This window comes from Acinetobacter sp. YH12151 (assembly GCF_013418355.1).
In the GTDB taxonomy this organism is placed as follows: Bacteria; Pseudomonadota; Gammaproteobacteria; order Pseudomonadales; family Moraxellaceae; genus Acinetobacter; species Acinetobacter pseudolwoffii.
The window spans coordinates 1-18,057 of record NZ_VPCG01000011.1 but is presented as its reverse complement, the minus strand read 5'-3'; the positions used below and the strand labels follow the sequence as shown (position 1 = coordinate 18,057).

19 protein-coding genes and 1 pseudogene are annotated in these 18,057 nt (G+C 44.8%); 12 read left to right on the top strand and 8 right to left on the bottom strand.

From position 1 onward, the window contains the following. Nucleotides 1–89 precede the first annotated feature (89 nt). The 5 genes from FTU82_RS05875 to radA all read right to left on the bottom strand — a co-directional run bounded on the left by FTU82_RS05875 (nucleotide 90) and on the right by radA (nucleotide 5,227). Nucleotides 90–428, bottom strand: a complete 339-nt coding sequence (locus FTU82_RS05875; RefSeq protein ID WP_100329080.1) for a DUF3325 domain-containing protein — start codon at nucleotides 426–428, stop codon at nucleotides 90–92. After that, entirely contained in the window at nucleotides 425–2,146 is a 1,722-nt protein-coding gene (locus FTU82_RS05870; RefSeq protein WP_180000974.1) for a PepSY domain-containing protein, read from the bottom strand. Before FTU82_RS05870 ends, FTU82_RS05875 begins: the two co-directional genes overlap by 4 nt. Before the next feature lies 1 nt (nucleotide 2,147). Further along, on the bottom strand, nucleotides 2,148–2,504 hold the full coding sequence (locus FTU82_RS05865; protein WP_180000975.1) for a hypothetical protein: 357 nt from the start codon (nucleotides 2,502–2,504) through the stop codon (nucleotides 2,148–2,150). Between the two features lie 208 nt (nucleotides 2,505–2,712). Further along, nucleotides 2,713–3,717 (bottom strand): Tim44 domain-containing protein, encoded by a 1,005-nt coding sequence (locus tag FTU82_RS05860; protein WP_005169956.1) that lies wholly within the window; start codon nucleotides 3,715–3,717, stop codon nucleotides 2,713–2,715. Between the two features lie 118 nt (nucleotides 3,718–3,835). Next, nucleotides 3,836–5,227 (bottom strand): DNA repair protein RadA, encoded by a 1,392-nt coding sequence (gene radA / locus FTU82_RS05855; RefSeq protein WP_180000976.1) that lies wholly within the window; start codon nucleotides 5,225–5,227, stop codon nucleotides 3,836–3,838. A 174-nt stretch (nucleotides 5,228–5,401) separates the two neighbouring features. Here radA and FTU82_RS05850 point away from each other — a divergent pair, with 174 nt between their 5' ends. Then, nucleotides 5,402–5,806: a hypothetical protein gene (locus tag FTU82_RS05850; RefSeq protein ID WP_005169959.1), complete on the top strand. Its 405-nt coding sequence runs from the start codon at nucleotides 5,402–5,404 to the stop codon at nucleotides 5,804–5,806. A 100-nt stretch (nucleotides 5,807–5,906) separates the two neighbouring features. On the opposite strand, the gene FTU82_RS05845 is transcribed toward FTU82_RS05850, so the two are convergent. Then, nucleotides 5,907–7,253 carry a sodium:alanine symporter family protein gene (locus FTU82_RS05845; protein WP_005097666.1) on the bottom strand — a complete coding sequence of 449 codons (1,347 nt, stop codon included), beginning with the start codon at nucleotides 7,251–7,253 and terminating at the stop codon, nucleotides 5,907–5,909. A 320-nt stretch (nucleotides 7,254–7,573) separates the two neighbouring features. Between FTU82_RS05845 and FTU82_RS05840 the strand changes: the two genes are divergently transcribed. From FTU82_RS05840 to FTU82_RS05810, 7 genes are all read left to right on the top strand, one after another. Beyond that, nucleotides 7,574–8,977: an amino acid permease gene (locus FTU82_RS05840; RefSeq protein WP_005097664.1), complete on the top strand. Its 1,404-nt coding sequence runs from the start codon at nucleotides 7,574–7,576 to the stop codon at nucleotides 8,975–8,977. 133 nt (nucleotides 8,978–9,110) lie between these two features. Next, nucleotides 9,111–9,344 carry a lipoprotein gene (locus FTU82_RS05835; protein WP_005169961.1) on the top strand — a complete coding sequence of 78 codons (234 nt, stop codon included), beginning with the start codon at nucleotides 9,111–9,113 and terminating at the stop codon, nucleotides 9,342–9,344. Between the two features lie 24 nt (nucleotides 9,345–9,368). Beyond that, entirely contained in the window at nucleotides 9,369–10,613 is a 1,245-nt protein-coding gene (lysA, locus tag FTU82_RS05830; protein ID WP_074383381.1) for a diaminopimelate decarboxylase, read from the top strand. Between the two features lie 13 nt (nucleotides 10,614–10,626). Beyond that, entirely contained in the window at nucleotides 10,627–11,472 is an 846-nt protein-coding gene (gene dapF / locus FTU82_RS05825) for a diaminopimelate epimerase (protein WP_100534855.1), read from the top strand. Nucleotides 11,473–11,565: 93 nt separating this feature from the next. Then, the gene (locus tag FTU82_RS05820; protein ID WP_257221918.1) at nucleotides 11,566–12,171 is read left to right on the top strand and encodes an alpha/beta fold hydrolase; all 606 of its coding nucleotides are present in this window, start codon (nucleotides 11,566–11,568) and stop codon (nucleotides 12,169–12,171) included. Continuing rightward, nucleotides 12,172–13,107: a site-specific tyrosine recombinase/integron integrase gene (gene xerA, locus FTU82_RS05815; protein WP_180101126.1), complete on the top strand. Its 936-nt coding sequence runs from the start codon at nucleotides 12,172–12,174 to the stop codon at nucleotides 13,105–13,107. It begins immediately after the preceding gene. Nucleotides 13,108–13,338: 231 nt separating this feature from the next. Next, entirely contained in the window at nucleotides 13,339–13,722 is a 384-nt protein-coding gene (locus FTU82_RS05810) for a hypothetical protein (RefSeq protein ID WP_034608955.1), read from the top strand. 186 nt (nucleotides 13,723–13,908) lie between these two features. Here the strand turns inward: FTU82_RS05810 and FTU82_RS05805 are convergent, their stop codons facing one another. Next, nucleotides 13,909–14,403 carry an Lrp/AsnC family transcriptional regulator gene (locus FTU82_RS05805; protein WP_005265834.1) on the bottom strand — a complete coding sequence of 165 codons (495 nt, stop codon included), beginning with the start codon at nucleotides 14,401–14,403 and terminating at the stop codon, nucleotides 13,909–13,911. Nucleotides 14,404–14,515: 112 nt separating this feature from the next. On the opposite strand from FTU82_RS05805, the gene FTU82_RS05800 reads away from it, so the two are divergent. From FTU82_RS05800 to FTU82_RS05785, 4 genes are all read left to right on the top strand, one after another. Further along, on the top strand, nucleotides 14,516–15,121 hold the full coding sequence (locus FTU82_RS05800) for a LysE family translocator (RefSeq protein WP_100329074.1): 606 nt from the start codon (nucleotides 14,516–14,518) through the stop codon (nucleotides 15,119–15,121). A gap of 520 nt (nucleotides 15,122–15,641) precedes the next feature. Beyond that, nucleotides 15,642–16,394: an electron transfer flavoprotein subunit beta/FixA family protein gene (locus FTU82_RS05795; protein WP_005097655.1), complete on the top strand. Its 753-nt coding sequence runs from the start codon at nucleotides 15,642–15,644 to the stop codon at nucleotides 16,392–16,394. Between the two features lie 18 nt (nucleotides 16,395–16,412). Next, entirely contained in the window at nucleotides 16,413–17,345 is a 933-nt protein-coding gene (locus tag FTU82_RS05790) for an FAD-binding protein (RefSeq protein ID WP_005169982.1), read from the top strand. Nucleotides 17,346–17,498: 153 nt separating this feature from the next. Further along, nucleotides 17,499–17,972, top strand: a complete 474-nt coding sequence (locus FTU82_RS05785) for a hypothetical protein (RefSeq protein WP_257221917.1) — start codon at nucleotides 17,499–17,501, stop codon at nucleotides 17,970–17,972. Here FTU82_RS05785 and FTU82_RS05780 read toward each other — a convergent pair. Further along, nucleotides 17,949–18,057, bottom strand: a pseudogene (locus tag FTU82_RS05780) (IS701 family transposase); the annotation flags it as partial. The gene FTU82_RS05785 and the pseudogene FTU82_RS05780 sit on opposite strands and share 24 nt — an antisense overlap.

Here is an 18,057-nt window from a genome sequence, read left to right as displayed (position 1 = left end):
TCAAAAATATTATGCGTAGACTAAAGGTTTAAATTAAAAAAGCCAATCCGAAGATCAGCTTTTCAAGTATGAGGGGGTAAATTAGAATTTTAGACCAAGCAAATGATTGCTGAAATCACGGCGATTACCACACAGATTGAGGCGATTACTTTAATTTTACTTTCCAGATAGCTCAGGCTTAAACCAACGACCAATGCTGCAAAAGTTAAACTGCCCAGCCAATAACTGATCATGTTACTGATTGTACCTGCGAACAGGCACAGGATGAGCGCAATCGTTAATATCACCCAGCCAAGAATGCTGGCCATTCTGGTTTTGGAAGCATCTAGCTCTTTAGCAAAGATCTGTTTCTGATGTTTGGACATCGACGCGGCAAGTGCAAATAAACCGAGAGAAGTCAAAGCCCAAATCAATAAGAAGAACATCATGCCTGATTCTCCTTGAGCATCACTTTGGATTTTTTAGGCGGCAAGCCTTTATGGTTTTTTACTTTCTTGAATGCAAACCAGAACAGGATTGCAAGCGCCCACATCGCCAGATCAAAAGAAGCAATCATCCACTGACCATGCATGATGCTGTTCCAGATTGCCTGACCGCCGGTCAGGAAGTTTACAATTGGGAGTAGGGCAAATGCTGCTGTTGCAAGCAGGAGCAGCTCTAGCCAGGCCTGACGATTGCTACGAATCATGGCATAAACTAAGGTCAGCAACCACGCGATAAAGAAGCTGCGAATTTCCCAGTTCAAACGCATGTCCATGTCTGCAGGAATAAAACGGTTGGCATAAAAGTAGGCAGCACAGGCAATCGGTAAACCGATAATTGCCGCGATATTAGTCACTTCCACAAGACGATAACCAAAAGATTTATAGCCTTGCTTTTGTTGTTGTGGTGCGCGTTTGACACACCACAGAATCAAACCAGTCGCAATCATGAATGTGCCGACCACACCAGACATGAACAATAACCAGCGTAGAGCCAAGTCCACGCCACGTGCTTCATGCAATGTGGTAAATACGTTATAAATACCGTTTGCAACTGAAGGTGTTTTCAGTGTGGTTTGATCCGGCTTTAATTCACCCGTCACGCCATTGAAAGCCAGACTCGGATAAACATTGCGATAGGCTACGCTGACCCCATTTAAGGCACGAAGTTCAATTTCAGCTTTGGCGGTATTTGGCTGGATGATGTTAATTGTAGCAACCGGATTGTTTTTCCATTGCTTTTCTGCTGCTGCAAGAATGGGCGCTAAGTCTGCCAATGGCGCAGGGCGTGCAGGTGGTGCATCACCACGCGAACGGCGAGCTTCACTCCGTGCAGACATATCACCACGTTCACTACGACTCTCTCCCTCGCCACGCAGTCGACGCTGGTCACTATCACCGGATTCAGCCTGAACGCTATTGTCCTGAATCAAGCTCTTACGTTGATCTTGCAGAAATGCGCCTCGATTTTCATAAATCTGGCTGACACCCCAAGGCATCAGGGTAAACAGCAGCAGTAACAAACCGCTAAAGGTAATCATGATATGGAACGGCAGGGCAAATACCGCCGTTGCATTATGGGCATCCAGCCAGGAGCGCTGACCTTTGCCAGGACGGAAAGTAAAGAAATCCTTAAAAATTTTCTTATGGGTAATGACACCGCTGATAATCGCCACCAGCATGAGCAAGGTTGCAATGCCGACAATCCAGCGCGCCCAGATTCGGGGCAGTCCGTACAGTTCAAAATGAAAACGGTATAAGAATGAACCACCGCGTGTTTCACGGGCTTGCAGCACTTCACCGGTTGCACTGTCAATGGTTAGGCGGGTACCGCCACGACGGGCACGCGGATCTTCACCGGCACCGCGAATATTCAGTATGGTGGTATTCTGGCGTGAGTTAGGCAGCTGAATCGCCCAGCTGCCGGCATCCGGATGATGCTGTTGCAGATAAGCCAATGCGACACGGGTCTGTTCGATTTGGGACTTTTGTGGGACTGACTGATGAAATTCCGGTTTCATCCAGATGCTGATTTCATTCTGGAAAAAACTTAAAGTTCCAGTTAAAAAAATCGCATATAAAAGCCAGCCTAAAATCAGACTGGCCCAGGTATGCAACCATGACATCGACTGGCGTGGCCCTTCCTGTTTTGCATCTACTCTCATCTTAATTTCCTAGGAATTTATATGCGATATAGAGCAAAACACTGGGAATTACGATTCCGAGCGTTGCCTTGACAGTTTTGTTGACCATAAATACCCAAATAAAGGCTGCGGTATTCAGGCTAAAACCAATCAGGGTGGCTGACATGGCAGCACTGCTTCCTGCATCCATAAATATCTGGGCAATCACGACGGCAGCCAGCGAGGCAAGCATATAACCGCCGACACCAGCCAGAAGAAAACGATATAAAATCATCCCACGATAAACCAGCAGATTTGCTTTAACTTTATTTTTGCTCGATGGACTCGGTGCAGTAACTGTTTCAGTCGCTATTGCATGCATATTCGGACTACTCATCATCGAAAATTCTATCTATTAAACTTGTTAAGCTATTTCGATGCGAATGATAACAATTATTGTTTATATTTTAAATACGAAACATCAAACTATTTATATGAAAAATAAAAAGAACTATTGGACAGGCTAAAAGGGGGGTATTAAAAAATATAAGCTTTAAAAATAAAAACAGCGGCTCGAAAGCCGCTGTCTAAATATTATCTGTTCAGAATTAGTCTTGCTGAATACCTGCAACCACCCAGTCCTGATTTGAACCTGCTGGTTTAGTGAAATGCCAGATTTCTGCAAACGGTTGTGGCAAGCTGTTCAAGTCTTCGCTTACCGTACCGGTAAAGCGTACGCTGACAATATACTGACCATTGTCAGTCGATGAATCTACCACCATGGCATTCAGATTTGAAAACTCGGCAACATCCTGATCCTGATTGCTCATGATGTCATTACGCATTGACTGATAAAGATCAGGAGTTAGGTAACGCTGAATTTCCGAAATATTGCTTGCCGTATTCATAGACTGAATGTGGTTAAAACGCTGACGTGCGACACGCAAGAACGCGGCAGGTTCAGTACCATCCGGTAACTGGCTACCACTTTGGGTATAAGCCGTGCCGAAAGGCGCCGTATTTACCGGCGCAGAACCAAACGGTGCATTAGTACTTGGCGTTTGACCACCAACATTCTGACCAAAGATATTGCTATTGTCACCACCGCGAGGTGCAGTCGGTGCTTGACCAAAAGGTGCTGTATTACCAGCACCGCTATTTGGTGCAAATGGATTAGAAGCTACTTTTTTTTTTGCGCCCATCTTACGGAAAATGAAGAAGGCAACAGCAGCAGCAAGCAGGATCCAGATCCAGCCTGGAATACCACCTTTTTCCTCTTCTGCTGGAGCCGCCTGAGCTTCAGACGCTGCCACACTTTGATCATCGGCCAATGCATTGGCAGCTACGGCACCAATCGCAGCACCCGCTACACCGGCAGCAACCATACCACCCACACCTGGGCCAGATTTTTGCTGGGTTGCAGCACCGGCAGCTGGCGCTTGTTGAGCAGGCGCAGCTTGACGAGGTTGTTGATAAGATTGGGTAGGCTGTGCAGAACGTTGCATACCGTGACTTTTACCGCCACCGGCACGTTTTGCTTCAGCAGCAAAAGGCGCAACCAATAATACTGCTGTCAAGATACCTGTAATCAAACCGCGCTGTCGAACTTGCATTCATTTTTCCTATGAGAATAAAACCTATTTGTACAGTCTATTTATATAGGCTTTGTGTGGAATTTCAATCAAAAATCTGTATTTTTTTGCGCTTTACTGCAAATTCACTGCCTGATGCTTAATTTAGCTCATCACTTAAAGACATGGCTTCACTCAGGGCTTCATGCAAACGGGCAACAGCAATAATCTGCACGCCTGCAATGGTTTTTTGCGGTGCATTGCCACGCGGCACAATAATGTATTTAAAACCATGCTTGATTGCTTCTTTCAGACGCTCCTGTCCATTTGGCACGGGACGAATTTCACCAGACAGCCCGACTTCCCCAAAAACAGCCAGTTGTTGTGGTAAGGCCTTGCCACGAATACTGGAAGCGCAGGCCAGAAGTACCGCCAGATCGGAGCCGGTTTCCGTAATTTTAAGACCACCAACAATATTGACATACACATCCTGACCTGAGGTTTGCACACCGCCATGCCGGTGCATGACGGCCAAGAGCATATTCAGGCGGTTCTGGTCCAGACCCAGCGCGACCCGTCGTGGCTGACCATGTGCATCATCGACCAAAGCCTGTACTTCGACCAGGAGTGGACGCGTGCCTTCACGACTGATCATAACAATCGAGCCCGGAATCGCTTCATCATAACGGCTTAAAAATATTGCAGATGGATTGGACACTTCGCGCAGCCCTTTGTCGGTCATGCCAAACACCCCGAGTTCATTCACCGCGCCAAAACGGTTTTTGACGGCACGGATCATCCGGTAACGTGAATCGGACTGACCTTCAAAATAGAGTACACAATCGACCATATGCTCAAGTACGCGTGGGCCTGCCAAGGCGCCTTCTTTGGTGACATGACCGACCAGAAATAAAGAGGTACCGCTGTTTTTGGCAAAACGGGTCAGCAGGGCAGCGGATTCACGAATCTGCGAGACTCCACCTGGAGCCGATTGTAAGGTCTCGGTATACAGGGTTTGAATTGAGTCCAGAATTGCGACGGCAGGACGTTGCTGGGCCAATACTTCACAAATGCGTTCGACACAGGTTTCTGCCATGACCTTGAGCTGATCGGTTGGCAGATCCAGACGCTGGGCACGTAATGCGACCTGAGACAGGGATTCTTCGCCGGTGACATATAAGGCCGGATTTTTGACAGAGGCCATATGCGTGGCTGTTTGCAGCAAAATGGTTGATTTACCAATGCCGGGATCACCGCCGATCAGAACCACTGAACCCGTTACCAGTCCGCCACCCAGAACCCGGTCAAACTCACTGATACCGGTCGGTAAGCGTGTTTCATGAGAGACTGAGACCTGATTTAAGATGGTGATTGTGGATGCCTGACCTGCATATCCACCCGCGATTTTTGGCTGAGCCCGATGTGTAACCGCAGGTGCAATGCTGACCTCAGTCAGGCTGTTCCATTCCCCACATTCCGAACATTGTCCCGACCATTTCGGATGATCTGCACCACATTGTTCACAACGATAGACACTTTTTGCTTTAGCCATATTTTAAGATGAAGCGATTGAAATTGACTGACAGCATAGCGGTGAATGTGATCTAAAACCAAGCCTTTCACCTGAGAAATCATGGTTTTTACGACAAGGCTTGTCGTTTTTATTTGTGCTTATTCGGATGTTGTGTATCAACGCCGTCTATAATGCCCGTCTTGTTATGCTGAAATGGAACAGATCTTGTCACAATTGCTGAAACATATTGATGCGATCGCACGTGAAAAAAACCGTGATGTGCTGTTTGTGCATTTTGAACAGTATGTATACCCAGATCAGGACGCTCACTCGGTTCGGCAAATGTTTATCGGCTGGTTAGAGCAACAGGGTATCCGTTATATACCGTGTTTGGGCATTGAGCCCACAGTCCGCAGTGACGTGTATTCGGGCAGTCTATATCTGGATGTACCTTTTGACCTGCAGCATAAAACTTATCAAAAACTGAGCGAGTACTTGGAAGATGATCAGGGCAATATGAAAATTGAAGGCATTCAGTTTTTTGTTTTATCTTTAGGACTGGCACTTGAACTCGAATCTGACGGCAAATTACCAGAATGGGGCGGTTTACGCTCATAGAACATGAATATTGGATTTGGATTTCGAATAATTAATAATAAAAAGCCACAATTGATGTGGCTTTTTATTCTCTTGGTTCGGGATTTAAGCAATAAGGCGGTTAATAAAGTTCACCAGATTTACGCCTTGCGATGAAGTCTTTCGATTCCTTGGCAATCACGCCAGACAATAACAGCAATGCAATCAGGTTGGGAACCGCCATCAGACCATTAAAGGTATCGGCAAATAACCAGACCAGATCCAGTGTCGCGATACAGCCGACAAAAACCGATGCAATATAAATAATACGATAGGGTAGAACGAACTTTTCGCCGAGCAAGTAAGTGGCACATTTTTCGCCGTAGTAGCTCCAGCCTAAAATCGTGGAATAAGCAAAGAAAATAATTCCGAAGGTGACCACCCAGCCACCGACACCGGGCAGGAGTTTGTCGAACACGCCAATCGTCAGTACTGCACCGGTCTGATCACCAAATGAATTACCGGCCATGATGTAGCCCATGACCAGAACAATACCAGTAATCGAACACACAATAATGGTATCAATAAAAGTACCGGTCATAGAGACCAGACCCTGACGGGCAGGATGGTCGGTTTTTGCTGCTGCGGCTGCAATCGGCGCAGAGCCCATGCCGGCTTCATTCGAGAATACCCCACGTGCTACACCATAACGAATCGCCGCACCAATCGCACCGCCTACTGCAGCTTCACCGGTAAAAGCATAGGTGAAGATCATTTTTAGTGCAGGCGCTACCAGTTCTAAATTGTTGAGAATAATGACCAGACCACCAGCCACATAGCCTACCGCCATGATTGGAACAATCACCGAAGATGCCTTGGAAATCGATTTAATCCCGCCCAGAATCACCAGTGCTGAAAAGGCAGTAATGATAATACCGGTCATCCAGGTTTCGATCCCCAAACTGTTTTCAACTGCCAGTGCAACAGTATTGGACTGCACTGAACTGCCGATCCCAAAAGAGGCCAGTGTCCCGAACAAGGCAAAAATCAGCGCCAGCCATTTCCATTTCAGGCCACGTTCGATGTAGTACATCGGACCACCCGACATTTCACCTTTTTCATTTTTAATTCGGTATTTGACTGCAAGGACACCTTCGCCGTATTTAGTCGCCATACCAAACAGGGCAGTCATCCACATCCAGAACACCGCACCCGGACCACCCAGCACACAGGCGGTGGCTACGCCGGCAATATTACCGGTACCAATCGTGGCAGACAGTGCGGTCATCAGTGAAGCGAACTGGGAAATATCACCTGAGTGCTCGGGATGCTTGCCAAAAACCTGTTTGAAGGCCAGTGGCAGCATACGGAATTGCCAGAACAATAAGCGGAAAGTGAGGAATATCCCGGTGCCGACAATCAGTACCAGCATATAAGGGCCCCAGACCCAGCCGCTTAAAGTCTCCATTAAACTTTGTAAATTTTGCATAAAATTCTTCTTATTGATCCATGTCTATGTAATTCGAGATATTGATTAAAAAGCAATTATTGTGCCATCGGTATTCATCCTGAATACTTAAAATGGCGGAATTGTGTTCTAGTTTTTACATGGTTTTGCTGCTTTGACAAGAAGTTTCTTGAATCTCGGGCGTCGAAAAAATAAGCGTTAAGCTGGTGCGAGTGAGATATAAGAAAAATAAATGAACTTTACAGTTTAGGCAGAAAATACAAATGATGTGATTTTTCTTTTTGTATTCAGCCTTTTTTACGTTAATTTGTCGCGAGTAAAACTCGAAGTTGAAATCAATAATGTCAGAAAAATATAACAGTTCATCGGCAGAGCACGGTGAGTTACAGCGAAGTTTATCCAATCGGCATCTACAGCTTATTGCCATTGGTGGCGCCATCGGAACCGGCCTGTTTATGGGTTCGGGCAAGACCATCAGTCTCGCAGGCCCTTCTATTCTGGTGATCTATATGATCATCGGTTTTATGGTATTTCTGGTAATGCGTGCACTCGGTGAGTTGTTGCTCTCGAATTTGCAATATAAATCATTCATTGATTTTGCCACGGATCTGATCGGGCCTTGGGCCGGATACTTTGTTGGCTGGACCTACTGGCTGTGCTGGATCACTATCGGGATCGCAGATCTATCCGCGATTATTTATTACCTGCAATTCTTCAATAATGGCTTGCCCTTTAGTCCTGAAGAAGGAGTGATGATCAGCGTTGCCGCGATTGTGTTTATCATGGGTTTGAACCTGGTCACGGTCAAACTGTTTGGTGAAATGGAATTCTGGTTTGCTCTGGTCAAGATTATCGCGATTGTGGTGCTGATTGCCGTTGGCCTGTGGATGGTCTTTACCGGGTTTACCTCGGATGCCGGCACAGTTGCGTCATTTAGTCATATCTGGTCACATGGCGGTATCTTCCCGACTGGAGCGATGGGCTTCCTGGCCGGGTTCCAGATTGCGATTTTTGCCTTCGTGGGTGTAGAGCTGGTGGGTACGACCGCAGCTGAAACCAAAGATCCGGAAAAGAACCTGCCGAAAGCAGTGAACTCGATTCCGATCCGTATCATTATTTTCTATGTACTGGCACTTTTGATTGTGATGTCGGTAACGCCATGGAATCAGATTGATCCAAATATCTCGCCCTTTGTGAACCTGTTTAGTCAGGCTGGTATTGCCGCAGCTGCGATCATCATGAACCTGGTAGTGTTGTCCTCGGTGATGTCATCGATGAACAGTGGGGTATTCTCGACCAGTCGTATGCTGTTCGGTCTGTCGCGTGAAGAGCAGGCACCACTTGCCTTTGGTCGCTTAAACCGTCGTGCAGTTCCGGCAAATGCCTTGTATTTCTCTGCGGTATGTTTGTTGCTGGGTGCAGCACTACAGTATTTCGTTCCAGATACCGTCCGCGCTTTCACTTTAGCAACGACTTTATCCACGATTCTGTTTATCTGTGTCTGGATCATCATTATCTGGAGCTATATCGTGTACTACAAAACACGTCCAGAATTGCATGCCAAATCGACCTTTAAGTTGCCGGGCGGTCTGGTGACCTGCTGGATTGTGATCGTATTCTTCCTGAGCATGATCGTGGTGTTGGCGCTGGAAGACGATACCCGTCAAGCACTGATGGTCAGCCCGATCTGGTTTATCCTTCTGGTTATTGGCTATTTCGGTTTCTATAAACAGAAACATAAATAAACCTTATCAATAAAAACGTCAGCGATCTGCTGGCGTTTTTTTATCGCTAAAGATAATCTCTAGGCTTTAGCGCTTTGGTCATGGTGATCATCGCGTTATACTTCATCGAAACACTATTCAATTAGGTGGTCAGATGCATCAAGTCATTTGCTACATCAGTATCTTGGCGACAAGTCTTGTTCTTGCAGCTTGTGGGCAGTCAGGTGCGTTGCACTTGCCGAATGATCCAGATTACGACAAGCGTGCCAAGTATTTGTTATATAAAAATACCGAAGCTGAATCCAAAGCCTCCGATGAAAAACGAGATGCCCCTGTGCAACAACAGTTTGCTGCGCCTGAAGCATCAGATTCAACGACTACACCTTAACGCTTTCAAAGAAAGGATACCTTCATGAGTTTCACCCGCATTAATGGGGTATTGCACGCTGAGCAATGTTCATTACAACAGCTCGCAGAGCAATTTGGCACACCTCTCTATGTTTATTCCAAAGCCACCTTGGAAAAGCATTTTTTAGATATGGACCGTGCTTTTAACTTTATCGATCATCAAATCTGTTTCGCGGTAAAGTCCAACTCCAATCTTGCGGTATTGAATGTATTGGCCAAACAGGGGGCCGGTTTTGATATTGTGACCGGTGGTGAATTGGCACGTGTGCTAAAAGCCGGTGGTGATGCCGCAAAAATTGTATTTTCGGGTCTGGGTAAAACTGAAGCAGATATTAAAAAAGCCTTAGAAGTGGGCATTGCCTGCTTTAATGTGGAATCTCATGCCGAGCTGGATCGTATTCAAAAGGTTGCGGCTGAATTAAATGTTAAAGCGCCGATTTCATTGCGCGTGAATCCGGACGTCGATGCCAAAACCCATCCTTATATTTCAACCGGTCTAAAAGAAAATAAATTCGGTATTCCATCTGATAGCGTATTTGCAACCTATCAATATGCGGCGTCACTGGCCAATCTGGATGTGGTCGGGATTGACTGTCATATCGGTTCACAGCTCACCGAAACCCAGCCTTTTGTTGATGCGCTGGATCGTGTCATTGTCATGATTGACCAGCTCAAAGAAATGGGTATCCACCTCAAACACATCGATATTGGTGGTGGTTTGGGTGTGACTTATAAAGATGAAACCCCGCCATCGGTTGAAGAATATGCCAATGCGCTGCGTCCAGCTTTAGAAAAATTGGGCCTGAAAGTGTATATGGAGCCGGGGCGTAGTATTTCTGCCAATGCGGGTGTATTGCTGACCAAAGTCGATCTGCTCAAACCGACCAATCACCGTAATTTCGCGATTATTGATGCCGCGATGAACGACCTGATTCGCCCGGCTTTATATGAAGCATGGATGGACATTCAACCTGTTAGGCCGCGTACTGATGCTGAAACTAAAGAATGGGATGTGGTAGGTGCAATCTGTGAAACCGGTGATTTCCTCGGTAAAGAGCGTGAATTGGCAATCAAAGAAAATGATGTACTGGCAGTCTTGGGCGCAGGTGCCTACGGTTTTGTGATGAGCTCAAACTACAACAGCCGTGGCCGTGCGGCTGAAGTGATGGTTGATGCAGATCAGGCACATTTGATTCGTGAACGTGAGACGATTGAATCACTCTGGGAACGTGAGCGTTTATTGCCTTAAGGACTAAATCGAGATGTTATTAGAATTTACCAAGATGCATGGTCTGGGCAATGACTTTATGGTGGTTGATCTGATCAGCCAGCGCGCTTATTTGGATCCGGTCACCATTCAGCGCTTGGCCAATCGTAATTTTGGTATTGGTTTTGATCAGCTGCTGGTGGTTGAACCACCAGACGTACCGAGTGCAGATTTTAAATACCGGATTTTTAATGCCGATGGTTCGGAAGTAGAACAATGTGGCAATGGCGTGCGCTGTTTTGCCAAGTTTGTACATGACCGTCAGCTGACCAGCAAAACCAAAATCAAGGTACAGACGAAGTCTGGTATTGTTGAACCGGAATTGGGTGCCAATGGCTGGGTGCGGGTCAATATGGGCTATCCGAAATTCCTGCCACAGGACATTCCATTTTTGGCCGATGCACCGGAAAGCCTGTATGACATTGAGCTTGCTAGCGGTGAAAAGCTGAGCATTGATGTGGTGAATATGGGTAATCCACATGCGGTGACGATTGTACCGGATGTGATTGCTGCCGATGTGGCACGTATTGGCCCACAAGTTGAAGCGCATGCGCGTTTCCCGGCACGGGTCAATGCTGGCTTTATGCAGATCATTGATGAAAAACATGCGCGTTTGCGTGTATATGAACGTGGTGTCGGCGAGACTCTGGCCTGTGGTACAGGTGCCTGTGCCGCAGCCATTTCCGGGATGCGCCGTGGTCTGCTGTCGAGCAAGGTTGAAATCGAGCTGGCAGGTGGCAAGTTGCAGATCGAGTGGAAAGAAGGTGATGTGGTCTGGATGACCGGACCAACGGCGACCGTGTATGAAGGGCGTCTGGATTTGCGTTATTTTCAGGGTTAATCGGCATTAAGTTTTAAAAAAGCACCGTGCTCAGAACGGTGCTTTTTTTATGTTAGGATGAAACTGAAATTTAATATGCATGATTATGCCTTCATGAATCAGCTTGTATTTTTACCGGGTGCATCTGGCAGCCAAGGTTTTTGGCAGCCGTTAAGGGCAGCATTAACCGAATATCCAGATCAGCAGGTCATTGCCTATCTAGGATTTGATGGGGTAGCGCCAAATGTAGCCATTCAAAACCTGTATGATTTGCAAGAACTAGTAAATAGGCAGATTCAGGATGACTCCATTCTGATTGCCCAGTCGATGGGTGGTGTACTGGCAGTTGGGTTGGCGCTTAAGCATCCGCAAAAAGTCAAAGGGCTGGTATTGTTGGCGACATCAGGCGGTTTAAATTTGAAGAGATTTCACTGTGCCGACTGGCGAACAGATTATCGTGAACAGTTTAAAGCAGTACCGAACTGGTTTGTACAAGATCACACTGAATTTAATCCTGATCAGCTCGCCGGTCTTGAAATTCCCATTTTGCTAATTTGGGCAGATCATGATCCTCTAAGCACGATTCAAGTAGGACAATACTTAGAAAAAATATTTAAACATGCAAAACTGCATATCATCCAAGGCGGAAATCATTTCTTTGCCCACACTCATGCAGATCAGGTGGCAGCACTGATTCAAGATTATCTGGAGCAATTTTAAATGGAGCATGCAGTGACTGTGCCTCCTCAACTTTTACTCAATATGTGGCTGAAAGAACGTGAAATCCAGAACCAGTCTAAACATACCTTGCAGGCCTATGCTCGTGATGTCTCGGATTTTTTAGAGTTTTGCCAGCGTGAGCAGCTCAATTTAAATGATGTAGAAGCCACAGACCTGCGCCAGTTTCTGGCTGAAAAAGTCGAACAGCATCAGCTGAGTCCCAGCAGTCTTCAGCGCATGCTGTCGTCCATTCGCCAGTTTATGAAATGGGCAGAGCAGGCCCAGCATCTCGCTTTTAACCCGGCGGATGATTTTCAGTTAAAGCGCCAATCGCGTCCTTTGCCGGGCATGGTGGATATTGAAACCGTGAATCAGATTATCGATCAGCCTGCGCCTGAAAATGAAATCCAGCAGCAAATGTGGCTCCGGGACAAAGCGATTCTGGAGTTGCTGTATTCCAGTGGGTTGCGTCTGGCCGAATTACAAAACCTCAGAATCAAAGATATCGACTTCAACCGGCAGTTGCTACGTATTACCGGTAAGGGCAATAAAACCCGGATCGTGCCTTTTGGCTCCAAGGCCAAAGAGAGTGTTATGGTCTGGTTACAGCTTTATCCACGCTGGAATGGCGATTTTGTGCCAGAGGCGAATGTATTTATTACCCAGAAGGGCAATCCACTGGGTGCACGCCAAATTGAAAATCGGGTCAAGTTTCAGGCGCAGCGCGCAGGCGTCAATTTGGATTTACATCCGCATTTGTTACGTCACTGCTTTGCCAGTCATATGCTGTCGAATAGCCGCGACTTACGTGCGGTTCAGGAAATGCTGGGCCACAGTAATTTAAGCACCACCCAGATTTATACCCATGTCGATTTTGATCATCTGGCACAAATTTATGATCAGGCGCATCCGCGTGCACAGCATAAAAAGGATTGATCATGCGCCAAGTGGTAGAAAGTAAAAATCATGAATATATATTTTTGGCATAAAACTTTCATATTTAAATTTTAAAATGGAATTGAACTGAAAACTGGCGTTCTGTTGGGGCATTTCACTATTGTCTTATTCGTTAAATGCGTCATTTCAGGTATAACAAGAACGAGTAATTAATATTTAAAATGAAGTATGACTGAGCAAAGTCTCAGCATTTGGCGGATGGGAATTGATATGGACACAATAGTGATTGCAGATATAGAACAAAAATATGCACAGTTAAGCGCAGCTCAAAAAGAAATGTTTGCCGGTTATGGTTTGCGACAAATCAAGCATTTTGTGGACATTAGCTTACCGAGTCTTGCAGCGACTTTACCTGAAGGTGCCATCATTCAAGGGATTAATGCTGATGGTAAAGTTCAGGCATTTAATGCAATGACAGGACAATACTATTTATGGATTTCTGATTTACAGTGGCAAGTGTCGAATCGTGCCACCCAAGCGGTCGATTTAAAAGAAGATGCGATTGCGATTTGGACAGTTTTTGAATTATCAGACTATGAATTGGTGGATTTAAGCCATATTCATCGTGATTTTTTAGCACAGGTAACTGCCTAAACTTAAACTCCCTAGTATCTCGGCTTTACTCAAGAAAAAGGTTGTCTTTAAACAAGGCAACCTGATATTTTTCTTATCGTCAAACTTGCGATCTATCTATCTGCAACATAGCGGGTGATTTAAGCTGGCTATGATTATTTAGCGCTGGAATTAAAAATACGCCATCGTCACTCTTAATCCATTCGTTTATAAATCCTCTAAAGGCAATTGGAAACTCTGTTTAATAATCTGACTCGGTAAATCGGTTTTAACACTGGTAATACCATTTTTTTTAGTCAGATGTGTCGACTGGAATTTACGGTAACTTTCTAGATCAGGCACCACGACTTTCAGCAAGGCATCACTTTCCCCCAAAATGATATAGCACTCCATCACTTGAGGCAGTTCTTTCATGGCCTCAATAAAGGTGTCAATGGTTTCAGCATCTTGACCGACCAGCCAAATCCGTGAAAACAAAATCAGCTGAAAGCCAATTTTCTGTTGATCGACAATGGTGGTGTAATTCTGAATCACACCCGCATCTTCCAGTAATTTGACCCGCCGCAAACAGGAGGAAGGTGAAAGTCCAATTTCCCGCGCCAGATCATTATTTTGAATACGGCCATTGGCTTGTAAATGTCGAATGATATTTTTATCAATTCGATCAAGTTTTACCCGCACAGACTTGGTGGATATTTTCATAAATTAGAATAATATTCGAAAAATAAGACTTATTATAAAATAAATTGAAAGCCAATTTTGTAAAAAATCGCAGATACTTGTTTCACTTTCTGGAGTTTGAAAGGAAAAGGAAATGTCTGTATTTGTACTCTTTGCACTGACCGTGCTTCCCCTGATTTTTACGCCTGGACCCGATATGTTATTTATCCTGTCTCAAGTAATGGGTAAAGATGCAAAAGCAGGCATGATGGCGACTGTCGGTGTGTGTTGTGGTTATCTGGTACATTCGATTCTGGTCGCACTCGGAATTGCCGCGATTATTGTGTCCTTTCCGGTGCTGTTTGAAACGATTCGCTGGCTCGGAATTGCTTATCTGCTGTATCTGGCCTTTGGCCTGTTCAAGTCAGTATTCAGTAAAAGTGTGCTGAACATTGAGAAAAAGACATCAGCTAATCCGATTCAAAAAGGTTTTTTTACTGCGTTATTAAACCCGAAAGGCATGCTGATTTATTTTGCGATTTTGCCGCAGTTTATTGATAAATCGGCCAATACTGTCAGTCAAGGTTTGATTCTGTCCTTTATTTTTATTGGTCTGATTTTTGTGGTGTATTGTGGCTTAAGTATTTTGTTCAGCAAAATCAGCCAGAAAACCCAGATTGATGAACGTAAACAAAAATGGGTAGATGGAACTTCTGGTGGTTTATTGGCGCTTGCAGCAAGCTGGCTCATCATCAATTAAGCCCGATTCAAAAAAGCATACTTTTCACAGTATGCTTTTTTATGGTTAAAAGCATTTGAAAAAGAGATGACTTTCCTGGCGTATCTATAAGTGAGCGGGTTGCTTATTCAGTCAATTGGTCTTTTTAGTGGGCCAAATCCGTTTCAAAGAAGATTTCTGTCTAAAATGACAAATATGATTGTGGGTTCATCCTGCCAGTTTTGCTGCCAACTACTTTCATTTTATTTTGCGTACAGCTTTTCAATCAGAACTATTGATGTGACTAATCAAATAAAAAAATAATATAAATCAATGCTTAAATTTTAAGTAAATGTTTATACATTTCATTGTAATAAATGGATAACAATTAATTGTGAACGCATCGTTCAGGTAAATTTACGCATTTTTACAGCTCTTTGTTGAATTGTGACTTGACCGAAATGCCGTACACATTGCAAGATAGGGCACCTAAAAAAATTTAAGTGAAGAGTTACACTAACTTTTCTCAACATTTACATTTGCTAAAACAGCCGAGGATTACATGAAGGCTCTTGTTGCTGTAAAACGTGTGGTTGATGCCAACGTTAAAGTTCGTGTTAAACCGGACAACAGTGGTGTTGACTTAACCAACGTTAAAATGTCAATTAACCCATTCTGTGAAATCGCAGTGGAAGAAGCGGTTCGTTTAAAAGAAAAAGGAACTGTTTCAGAAATCATTGTTGTTTCTATTGGTCCTAAAGAAGCGCAAGAACAGATCCGTTCTGCAATGGCGCTTGGTGCTGACCGCGGTATTCTGGTTGAAGCTGATGACAGCCAGCTCGGTGCGCTAGAAATTGCTAAAATCCTGAAAGGTGTTGTTGAAGCTGAACAACCACAATTAATCCTTCTAGGTAAGCAAGCCATTGATGACGACTCTAATCAGGTTGGTCAGATGCTTGGCGCTCTAATGGGTGCGGGCCAAGGTACATTTGCTTCTGAAGTGAAAGTAGATGGCGACAAAGTACAAGTAACACGTGAAGTAGACGGTGGTTTACAAACTGTTGAACTTGCACTTCCAGCCATTATTACCACTGACTTGCGTTTGAACGAGCCACGTTATGCAGCGCTTCCAAACATCATGAAAGCGCGTAAAAAACCGCTTGATAACAAGTCGCCTGCAGATTTTGGTGTAACGACCACAACTAAACTGAAAACAGTAAAAGTTGAATCACCTGCAGAGCGTAAAGCTGGCGTACAAGTGAAGTCTGTAGACGAGCTTGTAGAAAAATTGAAAAACGAAGCGAAAGTGATCTAATACAGAAGGATAAAAATCATGAGTATTTTAGTTATCGCTGAGCACGACAACAAAGCATTAAACGCTGCTACTTTAAACGTTGTTGCTGCGGCGCAAAAAATCGGTGGTGATATCACTGTATTGGTTGCTGGTTCTGGCGCTCAAGCAGTTGCTGATCAAGCAGCGAAAGTTACGGGTGTAAGCAAAGTCGTACTTGCTGATGATGCTGCTTATGCAAACCAGCTGGCTGAAAACGTAGCGAAACTGGTTGCTGAATTAGGTAAAGGTTATAGCCATATTCTTGCTGCTTCGACTACCACTGGTAAAAACATTTTACCACGTGCAGCTGCGCTTCTTGATGTGAGCATGATTACGGACATCATCGCAGTCGATGGTCCTAAAACATTCAAGCGTCCGATCTATGCAGGCAACGCGATTGCAACTGTAGAGTCAGGCGAAAATGTCGTACTGGCAACTGTTCGTGGTACAGCATTTGATGCTGTTGCTGCTGAAGGCGGTTCTGCCTCTGTAGAAGCTGCGACTGTTGCTGGCGATGCAGGCATTTCTAAGTTTATCAACGAAGAAATCGTAAAGTCTGAGCGTCCTGAATTAACAGCTGCTCGCATCGTGGTGTCTGGTGGTCGTGGTGTGGGTTCTGGTGAGAACTATCACGCGATCCTTGATCCATTGGCGGACAAGCTTGGTGCTGCACAAGGTGCATCACGTGCTGCAGTAGATGCTGGCTTCGTTCCTAACGATATGCAGGTTGGTCAAACCGGTAAAATCGTTGCACCTGACCTGTACATCGCTGTCGGTATTTCTGGTGCAATTCAGCATTTGGCCGGTATGAAAGAATCTAAAGTGATCGTTGCGATCAACAAAGATGAAGAAGCGCCAATCAATGCAGTGGCTGACTACTGGTTAGTTGGTGACTTGAACACTGTTATTCCTGAATTGGTTTCTAAAATCTAATTCCTGAATACAGTTTAAAACGCCTCTTAGTCTCTGTACCAAGAGGCGTTTTTTATTGGAAAATTTTTAAAGATACTCGGCAGTCGAAACTAGAGTATGTGATTTGGATGAAAAGTGATAAAATCCTGCTTTGCTTTTTCTCCTGTTTTGATCATGTCCTTTTCCAGAACCGCTCATATCCTGTTTATTAGTTTCCTGCTGATTGCGCTCTATGTGAGTATTTGTGTGCATACTGCGTTGAATGCACCGCTGTCAGTAACCCAGTATTTATTCAGTGAGTCGGGCGCTTTTGAAGTGCTTAGTCCTTGGCTATGGTACTTGCTGGCCATGCTGTGTCTGCTAAATACTGAAATTAAACTGAATACCCGGATATTTACCGCTGCTGCTGCGATATTGCTGGGCTTCAGGGAAATGGACTTTCATAAGCGACTGTTTGACGACAGCTTTATTAAAACCAATTTCTATCGCAGTGCTGAAATTCCGCTCATGGACAAGCTGCTGGGCTTTATTTTATTGCTCGGCATTATTTTTGTCTTTCTGGTACTGGCGAAAAAATTGGTAAACACCATACGCAGCATGAAAGATTCTAGGACTTACGCACTATTATTTATAGATTCTCTGTGGTAGCAGATGATTTTTATCGAGAATAAAGTCATCAATGAAGTTTTTGATAACTGGTCTAAATAATTTCTTCTGCCAACGATATACATTT